This window comes from Bacillus sp. DJP31 (assembly GCF_049310945.1).
Classification (GTDB): domain Bacteria; phylum Bacillota; class Bacilli; order Bacillales; family SA4; genus Bacillus_BS.
The window spans coordinates 135,361-150,758 of record NZ_JBMERO010000002.1 but is presented as its reverse complement, the minus strand read 5'-3'; the positions used below and the strand labels follow the sequence as shown (position 1 = coordinate 150,758).

The following is a 15,398-nucleotide window of genomic DNA, read 5'->3' as shown; positions in this document are numbered from 1 at the left end:
CTTTATTTTTTGAACTCTTGAGCTAACCCATTAAAAATAGCTGTGGTTACTTTCTCTTGATATTGCGAGGTAGAAACATGTGCTTCCTCAGAAATATTACTTAAAAATCCTAGCTCCAGAAGAACTGAAGGTCTTTTGTTTTGTCGTAGAACATGAAAATTACTATAATTCACGCCTCTGTCGGACAAAGAGGTTTGCTTAATCATTTCGCTTTGGATGGATTGTCCTAACGAGTAATCTTTGGTTTTATTATAATAATAGGTTGTCGTTCCATTGGCAGAAGGGTAAATACTGCTATCATAATGCAAACTCAGAAATGCATCGGCTTGATAATAATGGGCAAAGCTTACTCGGCTATTCAAGCTCACGTAAGCATCTTGACTTCTAGTTAAAACAGATTTTGCACCAGCTGCTCGTAGCTTCTCGTCTAGTAATTTAGCTGTTCGAAGAGTAAGAGTCTTCTCAAATGTACCTCTAACACCCTTTGCTCCACTATCTCTTCCTCCGTGTCCTGGATCAATAACAATTGTTTTACCAGATAAATATTGATTCATACCTGGTCTTTCTACTTTTTGCACTTCACCTGTTGTCGAGACAAGCCAGCCTGCAACATACCCAAACGTATTGGTAGATAAAGCGATTTTATACCAATCATCAATCTTTTCGACAATCGTGAAGCTATCGCCTTGCATTGTTCGCTGCACAACATCGTTTTTAGTAGAAGGACCGCTTCTGATATTTGTCGTATCGTAGAGAATAGTTACAGTCGATGTTTTTGCGTTACTAGAATCTGTTGGAGCAGTTCGATTTGTTGTTTTCTCTAAGTACCAGCCTGCAACCCAGCCTTCTTTTCCATTAGATAATTTTATTTTATACCAGCTGTTTTCCTCAGCAACTATAGTCAGCTGATCGCCCTTCTTCACTGTAAAAACGATGGCACCATTCAAAGAGTAGTCTGAACGTATATTTAAAATCGTTGCTGTTACAGTTGCCATTTGGTTAGGCTGACTTCCTTGACTTGGAGCGGGATCGTTCCTTTTTTCGGTATCAATTGCCGAACTAATTTTTATATAATCTTTATGAACCCAACCGTTTCTTGGCTTTAGGCGAACCTCATACCAGTCAGATTTCTCTGAAAGTATATCCACCTTTTCATCCTTTGTGACTTTTCCAATGATAGGCCCATTTAGAGAGGCTGAATCTCTAACATTTAAGGAATTTGTTGTTACAATACCACTCTTTTGTACTTTATTTTTGTCAGTGTTCTCGTTATCTTCTGAAGGAATACCTGTTAAATAATCACTATGTACCCAGCCCTCGAGTTGTTTAAAGGTAATTTTAATCCAATCTTCACTTCTCTCATTGAATTGTAGAAGATTACCTATATTAACAGACCCTATTACCTGAAAGCTTGTGCCCGGCCCTTTCCGAATTCGAAGTCCATTTGTGGTAGCTTCCATGTTTCCAGGCTTTTGTACAATGGCAACTGTTTTTTGTGTCTTGCTAGGTGATTTCTCGGAAACTAGCCAGCTAGCAACCCAGCCACTTAGGCTAGAAGAGACTTTAATTTTTACCCAGTCTCCGTTTTTCTCCAAGACCTCAAAAGATTGATCCTTCATCACACTTGCAACAACCCGATACGACAAGCCAGCACCAGAGCGAACATTTAAAGAATCAGCCTTAATTACGACTGTTATATTTTCTGCAAATATGGATGAATGAGGTATAGATAGACTCAATAAAGATAAAACTAGGATGAAGATAACCGCCTTTTTCAATGATGATAAACCTCCTTTTGTATCACGGCAAAAAATGTTGGAAATAGTGATTAGTATACCACTTCTAACCATTCGTGAAAAGTTATGAAAATCCTTGTCGTTTTATGAAAAAAAATGTTCATTTCGAGAAAAATATAGTTCAAAAGTAGGATTAAAATGGGGGTGATGATTACATTGAGATATAGTGAAAAAGGTGAATTTTGTGCAAAAGGGACACAGCAAGTATTTGGTGTCAGTTTCCATGATTTCATAGAAAGAGAAAATGCCACAACAAGTATGGAGCTCGCTTCTGAATTTGGTTTATCATTGAGAGAAGTAAAGCATCTGAAAAAGAGATTAGGTAGATCGTAAATTCTCTTGACAATGGTTTCAAACACTCGTATGATAAGAAACAATAATAAAATAGAAATAATCCAATGATGGAGATAAGTACTTAAGTAACACATGTATAGAGAAGAGATGTCTTGGCTGAAAACATTTCTACATGCTGTCTTAACGAATGACACTCCGTAGGTTTCTCCCCGAACTCAGGTAAGTGTAGGGGTTGAACGTGACAGGCGTTAACTGTCCAAAGTGGAAGTATACATACCGTGTAATTCGTAACAAAAGAATACACTTACTTATAACTTCAATTAGGGTGGCACCACGGGTAATATAGCTCTCGTCCCTATCTCAATTTGAGATAGAGACGGGAGCTTTTTGTATTTTTTTGAATCATTCATTTATAAGGAGGCACAAACATGTCTATTCAAATTCCTCGTGGAACTCAAGATATTTTACCTGGAGATGTTGAACGCTGGCAATTAGTTGAGGAAGCTGCAAGAGAGCTTTGTAAAAAATTTAATTATAAAGAAATTCGAACACCGATATTTGAACACACTGAGTTATTTTTGCGAAGTGTGGGAGACACGACCGATATTGTACAAAAAGAAATGTATTCATTTGAAGATCGAGGAGGAAGAAGTTTAACACTCCGTCCTGAAGGAACAGCAGCTGTTGTCCGTTCTTTCGTAGAGAATAAAATGTACGGACTTCCCGACCAGCCAACAAAGCTTTATTATATCGGGCCCATGTTTCGGTATGAACGTCCTCAATCTGGGCGTTACCGTCAATTTGTACAGTTCGGAATCGAGGCATTAGGAAGTGCAGATCCAGCCATTGATGCAGAAGTGATCTCCCTCGCCATGGAGATGTATACGGGTCTTGGGTTAAAGCGTTTGAAGCTAGTGATTAACAGCCTAGGTGATGGGGAGAGTCGTACGGCACATAAAACGGCGTTAGTCGAACACTTCAACCAACAGATTTCTGAGTTTTGTTCAGACTGTCAAAACCGTTTGGAAACGAATCCCCTCCGGATTTTGGATTGCAAAAAGGATCATGAACATCCACTAATGAGAACGGCACCATCTATATTAGATTTTCTGAATGAAGAATCAAAGCTATATTTTGACAAAGTACAGCGTTATTTAACGGACATGGAAATATCGTTTGTTGTTGATTCAGGTCTTGTTCGAGGGTTAGATTATTATAATCATACAGCCTTTGAGATTATGAGTGATGCTGATGGATTTGGTGCCATCACAACATTAATGGGTGGAGGGCGATACAACGGACTGGCTGAAGAAATTGGAGGTCCAGAAACACCAGGAATTGGCTTTGCTATGAGTATCGAACGCTTATTACTTGCTTTAAAGGCTGAAGGTGTGGAACTTCCTGTACAAACTGGTGTTGACTGCTATGTAGTTACTTTAGGAGATCAGGCGAAGGATGCATCGGTAAGGGTCGTAAACGATTTACGGAAAGCAGGACTAACTGTTGAAAAGGATTATCTAGATAAAAAGATTAAAGCACAATTTAAAGCAGCTGATAGATTAGGTTCAAAGTTTGTGGTCGTGTTTGGGGATGATGAATTGTCAAAGGGCACTTTCCAAGTAAAAGATCTTCAAACTGGAGATCAAGAAGAAGTTGAGTTAGATAGCCTTACTAGGTTCTTAATAGACAAATTGTCAAAAGTTTAGGAGGAGAAAACAATGAGTGAAAGATCACACTATTGTGGCGAAGTAACAGAGAAATACATCGGAGAGACGGTCCAATTAAAAGGGTGGGTCAATAAACGACGTGACTTAGGGGGATTAATCTTTATTGATCTTCGTGATCGCTCTGGTTTAGTACAGATAGTATTTAAGCCTGAAACCTCCAAAGAGGCTTTGGAAATAGCTGAAAGTGTTCGAAGTGAGTTTGTTTTACAGATAGAAGGAAACGTTGTTGCACGATCAGAGCAAACGATTAACCCCAATCTATCAACTGGAAAAATTGAAATTATAGTCGATTCAATTGTCGTTTTAAATGCTGCAAAGACTCCACCATTCACTATCGCTGATCAAATAGATGTATCAGAAGACGTAAGGCTACGTTATCGTTATTTAGACCTAAGAAGACCCGAAATGCTGGAGACCTTCAAAATGAGACATAAAGTAACAAAAGCGATGCGTGACTTTTTAGACACGGAGGACTTCATTGAGGTTGAAACGCCCATTTTAACCAAAAGCACACCTGAGGGTGCAAGAGATTATTTAGTACCAAGTCGTGTACATCCTGGTGAATTTTATGCCCTTCCACAATCGCCGCAAATTTTCAAACAGCTATTAATGGTTGGTGGATTTGAACGGTATTATCAAGTAGCTCGTTGTTTCCGTGACGAAGACTTGCGTGCTGACCGTCAGCCTGAATTTACACAAATAGACATTGAAACATCCTTTATGAACCAAGTAGAGATTATGACAATGACAGAAAAAATGATGCAAAAGGTTCTTAGAGATGTAAAGAGTGTTGAGATCCCCGAGACGTTCCCTAAAATGACCTATGCTGATGCTATGAGTCGATACGGCTCTGATAAACCAGACACAAGGTTTGGGATGGAGCTTATGGACCTATCTGAGCTTATGAAGGAATCGGGCTTTCAAGTTTTTAGTAGTGCTGTTTCAAATGGCGGCCAAGTAAAGGCAATCAATGTAAAAGCTGGTGCAACTGATTATTCTAGAAAAGATATCGATGCATTAACAGAGTTTGTCAAAATTTACGGTGCAAAAGGATTAGCTTGGTTAAAGGCTGAAGCGGATGGCCTTAAAGGTCCAATTTCTAAATTCTTTGATGAATCTGAGCAAGCTATCTTGAGAAGTGCCCTAGCTGTTGAAGAAAATGATCTCCTTTTGTTTGTTGCTGACAAAAACAATGTTGTAGCTGATAGTCTTGGGGCTCTAAGATTAAAGCTAGCGAAAGAACGCAAATTAATAAATCAGTCGCAATATAACTTCTTGTGGGTTACAGACTGGCCATTACTTGAGTACGATGAAGAAGCAAAGCGCTATTTTGCTGCCCATCATCCATTTACAATGCCAGTACGAGAAGACATTGAAAAGTTCGGAACAGATCCTTCAAGCGTTCGGGCCGAGGCCTATGACCTAGTATTAAATGGATATGAGCTAGGTGGAGGATCGCTTCGTATATATGAAAGAGACATTCAAGAAAAAATGTTTGAAGTTTTAGGCTTCTCACCAGAGGAGGCCAAAGAGCAATTTGGATTCTTACTGGAAGCATTTGAATACGGTACACCTCCTCACGGTGGGATTGCTCTTGGTTTAGACCGTGTTGTGATGCTACTCGCAGGTAAAACAAACCTACGAGACACGATCGCCTTTCCAAAAACAGCAAGTGCGAGCGACATCTTAACACATGCACCAAGTGCTGTGTCTAACATTCAGTTGGATGATCTTCATTTGTTGCTTAGTCTGAAAGAAAAGAGCAATGTATCTGTCGAAAAATAAGACAAATTGTCTAAACTTTAGACCAACATGTAACCTTGAAAACGGTTTCTAAGTATGATAAGATAAATTCACATAAAGTCCTGATGTGTTCGCCACATAACCTATTGTTTTGACCGAACAATAAGTTATCCGGGAGCCCAAGTTTCCAAACTGCGTACATGCCTTAACTCATGAGGACTTACAACCTTTGGAACAGGGCACCCACCTGCAGAGTGCGGGTTCAAAACGAAGGCCTAGGCGGCACAATTGGGACTTTCTAACTTCATTACTTCACCCTATGCGATGTGCATAGGGTTTTTACATACAAAAAATTCTGAAGCATAGCTGGTATTATGGATGTCCTGGACAAAAATCAGAAAAACCTATTGAAATACTAGACATTAATGTGTAGTATGATATCGTTGAATTCGGGAAAAACAACCATAATAGTAGACAATAGAAAGTGGTGCGATACATGTTACATCAATTTTCAAGAAATGAACTGGCTTTAGGAAAAGAAGGGCTCCAATTATTAAAAAACAGTACAGTGGCTGTTTTAGGAGTTGGGGGAGTGGGGAGCTTTTCAGCTGAGGCTCTAGCTCGCTCAGGTGTAGGTAGAATATTATTGGTGGATAAAGATGATGTGGATATAACGAATGTCAATCGACAGATTCATGCTTTACTATCCACTGTTGGACAACAAAAGGTTGATTTAATGAAAAATCGAATTGCAGATATTAATCCAGATTGCGAAGTTATTGCCCTAAAAATGTTTTACACAGAAGAAACGTACGAGCAGTTTTTCTCTTATGGACTTGATTGGGTTATTGACGCATCAGACACGATTTCATATAAAATCCATTGTATAAAGGAATGTTTAGAGCGAAATATTCCAATTATTTCGAGCATGGGTGCAGCCAATAAAACAGACCCAACACGATTTCAAGTAGCTGATATTTCTAAAACTCACACAGATCCTTTAGCGAAAGTAATTAGAAAAAAATTACGTAAAGAAGGAATAAACAAAGGAGTTAAGGTTGTATTTTCTGATGAAAGCCCTATCGTGATCAGGGAAGATATTCGAGCAGAAATTGCCCCACAGGGAGCAAAAATAAGAAAGGCAAAAATGCCACCTTCCTCCAATGCTTTTGTTCCGTCTGTTGCTGGACTCATCATGGCGGGGCATGTAATTACTGAGATTACAAAAGATATTAAAATTCAACGCGTGCAAGATTAGAAAAGCCAAGCTCAATTTGAGCTTGGCTTCAATTTTATTTCGCTACCTTCTCTAAATTCCCGTTTTTATCCATTCTAAAGACAGGAGATTGTCTTTCTTCAGTTTCCTCAAACATTACCATTCTTCGAGCACGATCCATAATTTGAACTAGAGCCTGGTAATCCTCTTGAATCATTGTATGTTGTTCTGAGAGTTGTTGGACTTTTCGTTGTAACTCTTCATTTTTTTTCTTTAAATCAATATTTTCGGATTTAATTCTTTCATTTTCCATTTTAAGCTGATTGCCTTGTGTACCTTGGTGCTTGAGAGTGGTTAAAAAGGATATTACCTGTTCGATTGATAGATTGTGATTGTTAGGTGGGATTACTCTCTGTACAGGAATAGGTGGAACAAACTCTCGTGCCACTTCTTCCTTATATATTGGAGCCTCTTGCTGTATAACTGCTTCTCTAGGATGAGAGGCGACAGTTTGTGAGACTTTAAATGGCACTTCCTTACTAATTGCAGCAGGTGTCGAATTGGCAATTGCTCGTTTTCGTTCTTTTCTTTGTTTTTTAGCAATCGAGATAGCTGGCTCATAAAGCCTTCTGACCTCTGCATTCCATCTAAATCCACATGCTGCAGATGTACGGTTTAGCTGATCACCGACTTCTTCAAAAGCTTGTAATTGAGTTCCACCTTCACGAATATAGCGAAGGACAGTCTCCGCTAGCAATAAATCATCTTCATGTGTCCAAGCATCAGAACGTACTTTCATCGTATCACTCCTATTATCGTAGCTATCTTGCTCATTTTTTATCTAGCATTTACCGAAAAATAGGTTTTTATACGTTTTGATAGTTTTCACTTCTTCTAGGTGGGTGTGGCCTTATAACAATACTAGACTTAGGGTATGAACCCTATCACTTTTTCATTGTTAGTTTTTCATAGATTGCCGATAAGGCAAGCTCAAATTTACCTGTCTTTTTTGGTTGATAATATACTTTTTGTGACAGAGGATTCGGTAGATACTGTTGTTCCACCCAGCCTGTTTCATAATAATGGGGAAATTTATAGTTGATACCTCTTCCAAGAGACTTAGCACCACTATAGTGTGCATCTTTTAAATGAAGGGGAGTGTCCCCAATGTTTCCTTTATAAATGTCAGCCAGTGCACCATCTATGGCTGCTATGGCTGAATTCGATTTTGGTGATAAACAAAGCTCAATAATGACAGCCGCTAAGGGGATTCTAGCTTCAGGGAATCCAATGCGTTCGGCCGTTTCGATCGCAGCAAGCGTGCGTGGTCCAGCCTGAGGGTTTGCTAGTCCGATATCTTCATAAGCTATGACTAGAAGCCTTCTGCTAATGCTTACTATGTCACCTGCTATAATTAATCTACCTAAATAATGAAGAGCAGCATTTATCTTAAAATGTGGGATAAAAACTCAGATGGTGATAAAAAAGGTCTTTTTAAACCGTATGAATACTGGTTTATAGTTTTTATCCTTTAAATAAAGATTGATATTAATAATTAGACCTCTTGTAACACCGTTACCACAACAACATAATTACTATGTGGCAGGAATGTTGTTGCATGTAGCAGAAAAAGATAATTGGAATTTTTATAGTAATTTTGTCATCTAGATTATTGATGGTGTTTGAAATATATTTGCTTATTCTCTGTTGGAAGTAAAGCAAATAAATTAGTTATTAAAATCTTTATTTATTCTATTGTGTTAAAATAATTATATTAATCCCGATAGGACATTAATTAATCGAGTTAAACTGGAATGCCTATGAAAGCACTTATCTTTTTTACTCTCGAACAAATGGTTTAATAGGGACCTTTTTGTTTTTAGAAAGGGGAGTTACTATGTTTCAGACTGAACCTTTGTCGCATCGAATGCGACCTAAAACCATAGATGATGTTATCGGACAAGAAGATGTAATCGGACCGAGTTCTGCTTTATTTCGTATGATCCAAAATGGACATGTTCCTTCTTTACTCTTATATGGTCCTCCTGGGACAGGGAAAACATCGCTTGCTTTTGCAATAGCAGGTTCTACCAAGAAAGAGTTTTATCCTCTAAATGCTACTACTGCTGGCAAAAAGGACATAGAGAAAGTTATTGACGAAGTAAGGTTAACACGAAATGCAATTCTTTTCATTGACGAGATACATTTATTGAACAAAACTCAACAAGATTTTCTTCTCAAGTCTTTGGAGGAGGGAGTCTTTACACTTATTGGTGCAACTACTGAAAACCCATTTCACAGTGTCAGAGGGGCCATATTGTCCAGAATAGGACAAATCAAACAGCTTAGGCAGCTATCACCCTCATCAATATTAGAACTCCTTAAACGGGCTTTAAAGGATGAAAGTGATGGACTTGGTAAGATAAGAATAAACATTTCTGATGAATTATTGACACGAATTGCTAATGCAACTGGCGATGGTCGTTCTGCACTTACTCTTTTAGAGAACATTGTGTGGGCTTCTGTGAAAGATGAAAAAGAAAATATTTTCGTGACTGAGGACACAGTGAAAGAGTGTATTCAGAATAAAGGTTTCATACATGACAAAAAGGGCGATATATTCTATAACCTACTTTCAAGTTTGCAAAAAAGCATAAGAGGCAGCGATACTAATGCGGCACTGCATTATTTAGCAAGGTTATTAGAAGGAGGAGATCTAATCTCCATTTGCAGGAGGCTCCTTGTAATAGCATACGAAGATATTGGATTAGCAAATCCCGAACTCTGTGCAAGAATACTCCCATCTATACAATCAGTGGAGCGTCTTGGTCTACCAGAGGGACGTATCCCACTTTCAATAGTTACTATTGAATTATGCCTCTCAGCTAAAAGTAACACAGCATATAAAGCCTTAGACAAAGCCATTGCCGATGTTAGAGATGGAAGAACTGGAGAAATACCAACGCACCTGAGAGATGCCCATTACAGAGGTGCAGAAAAATTGGGTCACGGTGTCGAATATCTGTATCCTCACGATTATCCAAATAGTTGGGTTAACCAGGAATATCTACCAGTGGAAATAAAAGATAGGGTATACTACGAGCCAAAAGAAGCGGGTACTGAAAAGCGTTTGAGTCAAATTTATCAAAAATTGAATTCTTTAAAAAAACCTCACCGATTTTGAAAACTGTTTTATTAGGTTTCGTTGATGTTATGGATAGTAATATTTATTCATAGTTGTAATGCTGTGAAAATAAGGATATATTTCTAACCCATTAATGAAAAATAAAAAAGTAATTACAAAAAAAAGTTCCAATAAAAAACAAAAAAGAGAATCCTTGTCTTCAGCTTGTTGAGAAAGGGGTCCTTTTTCTCAGCAAGCTTTTTCTAATTTGATGATCTACTCCCAAATAAATTAGATTTTATTGCTTTAAGAAGATTGCCGCACACTTATCCCAGCCTAGATAAGTGTGTGGCAATCTTTTTCATGTTCTGACAAGTAGCGGTTAGGAGGACCTGCTCACTAGCGTTATTCAATCCCCTTAACCTGCAGTAGCGAAGCCCATGCAGCTCTTTTGAGTCTGCTAAGCTTCGCTCCACTTTTTCTTTTCTTAGTTTGTAAAGCATCTTCCCTGATTTTGAGAGGCGGTTTTCTCTTACCTTTTCTTTGTGTTCCTCCCAGACATGCCTTGTTGTTACTACCTTTACTTTATTTTTGGACCTAGTACATTCCGAAAGGAATGGACAACTCTCACATATCTTTGAATCGGACTTATACTCTTTATATCCGTCTCGGCAAGTAGTTCTGTATGGTAACTCTTGATTGTTTGGGCAAATATATAAATCGCGATCTTTATCGTATGTAAATTTCGATTTTGGAAATAAGCCCTTTGTGGGCTGGAATCTTCTATGAGCTATGACACCAAAAATATTCCGATCAGATAGACCTTTACAAATCGGATTTGTTAGATATCCAGAATCAAATACTCTACTTTTTTACTACGGTTCCGATCATAGGTAGAGTCATCGATGATGAACACCTTTGGTCGATCATGAGTAGTCAACATACTAACTCTTTGAATGGTAGTTGAACTGATAGACAAGAGGAAACGTCTCCAAGCAAAAGTAGATTGATTTAAGAAACGGTAGACAGCATCTTTACCAGGAAAACAATCGCTTCTTTTCGATGTAACAAGAGTAAACCAATTTTTGTGATAGAAAATCAAACTAAAAACAAGGGTGAATAAATAGGTAGATGAAAAACCAAAATTCTTATGAATCCCTGCATTGCGAAGATGTTTTGTTATTTTAAGTTCTCGAAATACAGTTGAAATTTCTTCTGGTAGTTGATTCTTTTCCACTTAATCCTTTATCATAGAGAAAGCACCTCTTCTTTGTGGTATTGGTATTTCAGCAAATTCCATTATACCAAAGAATGAGGTGTTTTTTCATGTCTTAACTAGTTGTCAAGCTATGTAGTTTAGACGGTATAAAGCTTTAGCGGTACTTCTTCGAAGTGAATAATTAAGGTGCGAAAGTTGAGTTCTTTACATTTACTACATTGAAATATATGTGCATAATTAAGCACAACTTGCCCATCTCGAACTATTTTACCAGAGGATCCTCTTCCAGACATAGTGTGTCTCCCGCCCCAAGGACAAGGTATGTATAGAGCTTCGACAATATTATCTTTATCTTTATCTTTAATTTTATCTTTATCTTTATCACTACTAGTCAGTGCTTTCGACTTCATGTTCATGATTATGGGATGCAAATGAATTGCTTGGTAAAATCATCAACATAATTAAAAGAGCCATAAAAGTGGTAATTAATTTTTAGATACATCTTATGATTTATCTATTCCAGATGATAAGAAGGTCATATTGCATGGGATAGAAATGGAACCTGATAATGTTCCTGCAAACCGATTTAGTCAAGTAGGGCCAAGTGAATACGAATTAATAAGGGAACCGACTTCAGGGAGAAATAGGATTGGGCGTAGGGATCGTAGAGAACAAGAAAGAGCTTTAAGAAAGAGTTTAAAGAAAAAACAAAAGTAATATTTTAACACTATAGCAGACACGATGAACCTGTTTTCCTAACTTGTTTATCGTGTTTTTTATTTTACTTGTAACAATACTCGGAAAATTTGGTACAACAACATTAACAACATCCTTCTACTACAAAAGTAATAATTGATGTAGTAAATTCCTTCTATTATATAAATGAACGGATTTTTTATCATTTTAAAGTGATAAAAATTAAGATAATCCTATTCTTTAGGGAAATAGATATTTTTTATCAAATTTAACTTTAAGATATCAGCATTCACATCACTACCTCGAATGGATTTTTGAAAAGCTGATAAAACGTCATAATGGCCGTCACCGTCTTTATCATATTGGAATCTCTTCGATTGCAAGCACTCTTCAATAATGGGTAAATTAATATGTACCTGATTTTCTCCAATTACTTCTGTTGATAGGACAGCTAATTCAAGTGCATTTAAAGCAGCCCTTGTATCACCATTTGAGGAAAAAGCTAAATGTTGTAAGGCTTCATCTGTGAGAGTTACTTGATGAGCACCTAATCCTTTCTCCCGATTTGACAATGCCCGAAGGATTAGTTGAGAAATATGTTCAGGAGTAAGTGGCTTTAGTTCGAATAATTGGCTTCTACTTCTAATCGCAGGGTTTATGCTATGAAATGGATTGCTTGTCGTTGCACCAATTAAAGTAATGAGTCCTCGCTCTAAGTGTGGTAATAAGAAGTCTTGTTTTGCTTTATCTAAACGATGAACTTCGTCTAATATTAAAATCAACTTACCAGACATTTTTGCTTCTTCAACAGCAATTTCCATATCTTTTTTATTATTGACAACAGCATTTAGCATTCTAAAGGGAGTTTTTGTGCTACCTGCAATGGCTCTTGCTATTGACGTTTTACCAACACCTGGTGGTCCATAAAGAATCATGGAGGTGATATGCTCTGCTTTAACCATCCTCTGAATGATTTTTCCTTCTCCTACTAAATGTTCTTGACCTATAACCTCTTCAATGGTCGTTGGGCGCATCCTAAATGCAAGTGGTTGCAAATTCATGAAATCTCTCCTAGTCGTAATATTCATCATCATACCATTGTTTTTCAAGCTGTAAAAATGTTAACAACTAAAGAATTATGCTATAATTCTTTATGTTATATGACCAATCCATTTATTGAAACAAATAGAGAAAACATCCAAGACGAGATGAGAGAAGGTTCAGAGGATGAAATATGAGTTGAGAAACCGTGTCCCCTTTTTAGTCACCAAATGGTCCATTTTCTTAGTGGGTTTAGTCGTAATGGCGTTTGGTATTGTGTTAATGATCAAAGCAGATATTGGCAGTGCCCCGTGGGATGTTCTTCATATTGGTCTCTATAAACAGTTAGGTCTCTCAATTGGTACCTGGTCCATTATCGCTGGCTTCTTTGTCCTTTTTGCAACAAGTATTCTGGCTAAAGAATGGCCTCAGCTCGGTGCTTTTTTCAATATGGTATTAGTGGGAGTCTTTATTGATTTATTTATGATGCTATCCTTCATCCAAACTCCTCAAAGCAACTTTGAGAAAATTGTCATGCTTATCGTCGGAATTATAATTATTGGCTATGGGATTGGGTTATATATCTCAGCAAAATGTGGAGCAGGACCTCGGGACACATTGATGCTCGTGCTAACAAAAAAAACAGGTTGGAAAGTGCAACATATTCGTGGTGCGATGGAGGTTGTCGTATTATCGATTGGATTTTTATTAGATGGACCTGTGTTTATAGGAACCTTTATTTTCTGTTTCTCAATTGGCCCTATCGTTGGGTTTACTTTGCCGCAATGCGAAAAATTAGCTAACAAATTAATGACACCTAAACATATTGAAACTTCCATAACACCTGAAATTCAAATGGGAGAATAATGATTTGCTCAGTCACCAATTTTGAATATCTTGTAGTCTTTTAGTTACATGAAGGGAGGAGTGTATGAATTGAAAATTTCTACTAAGGGAAGATACGGTTTAACCATAATGATTGAGTTGGCTAAACAAAATGGGGAGGGGCCTATTTCCCTAAAATCAATTGCCCAGACTCATGATTTATCGGAGCATTATTTAGAGCAGCTAATTTCACCTTTACGAAATGCGGGACTTGTCAAAAGTATAAGGGGGGCATATGGGGGATATTTACTCGCAAAAGAACCTTCTGCTATCACTTCTGGTGATGTCATCCGAGTATTAGAGGGGCCAATTAGCGTGGTCGAAGTGATGGATGATGAAGAACCTGCAAAGCGGGCGTTATGGATTCGAATTCGAGATGCTGTAAAAGAAGTGTTGGATAACACGACATTAGAGGACCTAGCTAACTACACGGATGATGATCAAGATGGTTACATGTTTTATATTTAAGTAACAATGAATCGTAATAAAAATGGAAGGAGTGAAACAATGAAACAGTCCATATACGTAGATCATGCTGCAACCTCACCTGTTCATCCGGCCGTTGCGGAGCAAATGATTGTCACCATGACATCGATCTTTGGAAATCCATCTAGTATTCACTCCTTCGGGCGGAAAAGTAGACAAGTAATTGACGCAGCAAGAGCAACCATTGCTGGCTCGATAGGAGCAAAGGAAAGCGAAATCATCTTTACTAGCGGGGGAACTGAGGCAGATAATCTAGCCATTTTAGGTATTGCAATGACCAATAAAGACAAGGGAAAACATATTATTACAACAGAAATTGAGCATCATGCTGTATTGCACACATGCCGTTACCTTGAAAGGATTGGATTTGAGGTAACCTATTTGCCTGTTAATGAAAATGGTGTCATCAATACACAAGATTTTCAAAATGCTCTTAAAGAGGATACAATCTTGGCTACGATTATGCTTGGCAATAATGAAGTTGGATCCGTACAACCCCTTATAGAGATTGCTGAAATGATAGAAAACCATCAAGCTTACCTTCACACGGATGCAGTCCAGGCTTTTGGGGCTATTCCTATAGACGTTAATGTAGTAAAGGTGGATTCGCTATCCATCTCTGGTCATAAAATTAATGGACCAAAGGGTATTGGTTTCTTATATGTAAGAGAAGGCACAAGGATCTCCTCTGTTACATTTGGTGGAGAGCAAGAACGAAAAAGGCGTGCAGGAACAGAGAATGTTCCTGCGATTGTTGGTCTAATGCATGCCAGTCAAATCTCACAATTGGAGATGGAATCGCGAAGCAACCAGTATGATCAGTACAAACAAATCTTCTTTAAAACATTTTCCGAAAATGACATTGAGTATTCCGTAAATGGAAATCCAAATAGGTGTCTTCCGCACATCCTTAATATTCATTTCCCAGGAATTAACGTAGAATCCTTTCTTGCCAATCTAGATATAGCAGGAATTGCTGCTTCGAGCGGGTCAGCATGTACAGCAGGATCGATTGAACCTTCTCACGTACTTTGTGCGATGTATGGTAGCCAATCAGACAGAAGTAAATCATCCATTCGATATAGCTTTGGGTTAGGGAATACACACGAACAAATACAAACAGTGGCAATGGAGACAGTGAAAATTGTCCAACGAATAACAAGGAGGTGAC

The 15,398-nt window shown here is 37.9% G+C and carries 11 protein-coding genes, 1 other RNA gene, 4 pseudogenes and 1 other annotated feature; of the genes and pseudogenes, 10 read left to right on the top strand and 6 right to left on the bottom strand.

The window, feature by feature from the left end; all coding sequences use genetic code 11:
• Positions 1–2: 2 nt before the first annotated feature.
• Positions 3–1,778 (bottom strand): SH3 domain-containing protein, encoded by a 1,776-nt coding sequence (locus tag ACOI1C_RS03205; RefSeq protein WP_422507935.1) that lies wholly within the window; start codon positions 1,776–1,778, stop codon positions 3–5.
• Positions 1,779–1,943: 165 nt separating this feature from the next.
• Here ACOI1C_RS03205 and ACOI1C_RS03200 point away from each other — a divergent pair, with 165 nt between their 5' ends.
• The 5 genes from ACOI1C_RS03200 to ACOI1C_RS03180 all read left to right on the top strand — a co-directional run bounded on the left by ACOI1C_RS03200 (position 1,944) and on the right by ACOI1C_RS03180 (position 6,818).
• Positions 1,944–2,129 carry a hypothetical protein gene (locus tag ACOI1C_RS03200; RefSeq protein ID WP_422508185.1) on the top strand — a complete coding sequence of 62 codons (186 nt, stop codon included), beginning with the start codon at positions 1,944–1,946 and terminating at the stop codon, positions 2,127–2,129.
• Between the two features lie 56 nt (positions 2,130–2,185).
• Positions 2,186–2,450 (top strand) — a binding site (T-box leader).
• 68 nt (positions 2,451–2,518) lie between these two features.
• On the top strand, positions 2,519–3,796 hold the full coding sequence (gene hisS, locus ACOI1C_RS03195; RefSeq protein WP_422507933.1) for a histidine--tRNA ligase: 1,278 nt from the start codon (positions 2,519–2,521) through the stop codon (positions 3,794–3,796).
• Positions 3,797–3,808: 12 nt separating this feature from the next.
• Positions 3,809–5,602 (top strand): aspartate--tRNA ligase, encoded by a 1,794-nt coding sequence (aspS, locus tag ACOI1C_RS03190; protein WP_422507931.1) that lies wholly within the window; start codon positions 3,809–3,811, stop codon positions 5,600–5,602.
• A gap of 74 nt (positions 5,603–5,676) precedes the next feature.
• Positions 5,677–5,859: non-coding RNA, 6S RNA (gene ssrS, locus ACOI1C_RS03185), on the top strand.
• Positions 5,860–6,056: 197 nt separating this feature from the next.
• Complete coding sequence (locus tag ACOI1C_RS03180) at positions 6,057–6,818, top strand: tRNA threonylcarbamoyladenosine dehydratase (RefSeq protein ID WP_422507929.1); 762 nt, start codon at positions 6,057–6,059, stop codon at positions 6,816–6,818.
• A gap of 34 nt (positions 6,819–6,852) precedes the next feature.
• On the opposite strand, the gene ACOI1C_RS03175 is transcribed toward ACOI1C_RS03180, so the two are convergent.
• Positions 6,853–7,575: an RsfA family transcriptional regulator gene (locus tag ACOI1C_RS03175; RefSeq protein ID WP_422507927.1), complete on the bottom strand. Its 723-nt coding sequence runs from the start codon at positions 7,573–7,575 to the stop codon at positions 6,853–6,855.
• 145 nt (positions 7,576–7,720) lie between these two features.
• Positions 7,721–8,221: pseudogene (locus ACOI1C_RS03170) on the bottom strand (recombinase RarA); the annotation flags it as partial.
• Between the two features lie 452 nt (positions 8,222–8,673).
• Between ACOI1C_RS03170 and ACOI1C_RS03165 the strand changes: the two are divergent.
• Complete coding sequence (locus tag ACOI1C_RS03165) at positions 8,674–9,960, top strand: replication-associated recombination protein A (RefSeq protein WP_422507925.1); 1,287 nt, start codon at positions 8,674–8,676, stop codon at positions 9,958–9,960.
• 266 nt (positions 9,961–10,226) lie between these two features.
• Here the strand turns inward: ACOI1C_RS03165 and ACOI1C_RS03160 are convergent.
• The 3 pseudogenes from ACOI1C_RS03160 to ACOI1C_RS03150 form a co-directional block, all read right to left on the bottom strand.
• Positions 10,227–10,757, bottom strand: a pseudogene (locus ACOI1C_RS03160) (transposase); the annotation flags it as partial.
• A pseudogene (locus ACOI1C_RS03155) lies at positions 10,757–11,137 on the bottom strand (IS4 family transposase); the annotation flags it as partial. The pseudogenes ACOI1C_RS03160 and ACOI1C_RS03155, both read right to left, overlap by 1 nt.
• Positions 11,138–12,099: 962 nt before the next feature.
• A pseudogene (locus tag ACOI1C_RS03150) lies at positions 12,100–12,876 on the bottom strand (AAA family ATPase); the annotation flags it as partial.
• Here ACOI1C_RS03150 and ACOI1C_RS03145 point away from each other — a divergent pair.
• The 4 genes from ACOI1C_RS03145 (at position 12,865) to ACOI1C_RS03130 (ending at position 15,397) form a co-directional block, all read left to right on the top strand.
• Entirely contained in the window at positions 12,865–13,053 is a 189-nt protein-coding gene (locus ACOI1C_RS03145) for a hypothetical protein (protein ID WP_422507923.1), read from the top strand. The pseudogene ACOI1C_RS03150 and the gene ACOI1C_RS03145 sit on opposite strands and share 12 nt — an antisense overlap.
• Positions 13,043–13,723, top strand: coding sequence for a YczE/YyaS/YitT family protein (locus ACOI1C_RS03140; RefSeq protein WP_422507921.1), 681 nt, complete (start codon positions 13,043–13,045; stop codon positions 13,721–13,723). Before ACOI1C_RS03145 ends, ACOI1C_RS03140 begins: the two co-directional genes overlap by 11 nt.
• A gap of 69 nt (positions 13,724–13,792) precedes the next feature.
• Positions 13,793–14,209 carry a cysteine metabolism transcriptional regulator CymR gene (cymR, locus tag ACOI1C_RS03135; protein ID WP_422507919.1) on the top strand — a complete coding sequence of 139 codons (417 nt, stop codon included), beginning with the start codon at positions 13,793–13,795 and terminating at the stop codon, positions 14,207–14,209.
• Positions 14,210–14,248: 39 nt separating this feature from the next.
• Complete coding sequence (locus ACOI1C_RS03130; protein ID WP_422507917.1) at positions 14,249–15,397, top strand: cysteine desulfurase family protein; 1,149 nt, start codon at positions 14,249–14,251, stop codon at positions 15,395–15,397.
• The last annotated feature ends 1 nt before the right edge of the window (position 15,398 follow it).

Excerpts from the sequence above, each read along its gene's own strand:
- ACOI1C_RS03200 (WP_422508185.1), top strand. The coding sequence starts at position 1,944 with ATGATTACATTGAGATATAGTGAAAAAGGTGAATTTTGTGCAAAAGGG.
- hisS (WP_422507933.1), top strand. The coding sequence starts at position 2,519 with ATGTCTATTCAAATTCCTCGTGGAACTCAAGATATTTTACCTGGAGAT.
- aspS (WP_422507931.1), top strand. The coding sequence starts at position 3,809 with ATGAGTGAAAGATCACACTATTGTGGCGAAGTAACAGAGAAATACATC.
- ACOI1C_RS03180 (WP_422507929.1), top strand. The coding sequence starts at position 6,057 with ATGTTACATCAATTTTCAAGAAATGAACTGGCTTTAGGAAAAGAAGGG.
- ACOI1C_RS03175 (WP_422507927.1), bottom strand. The coding sequence starts at position 7,575 with ATGAAAGTACGTTCTGATGCTTGGACACATGAAGATGATTTATTGCTA.
- ACOI1C_RS03165 (WP_422507925.1), top strand. The coding sequence starts at position 8,674 with ATGTTTCAGACTGAACCTTTGTCGCATCGAATGCGACCTAAAACCATA.
- ACOI1C_RS03140 (WP_422507921.1), top strand. The coding sequence starts at position 13,043 with ATGAAATATGAGTTGAGAAACCGTGTCCCCTTTTTAGTCACCAAATGG.
- ACOI1C_RS03130 (WP_422507917.1), top strand. The coding sequence starts at position 14,249 with ATGAAACAGTCCATATACGTAGATCATGCTGCAACCTCACCTGTTCAT.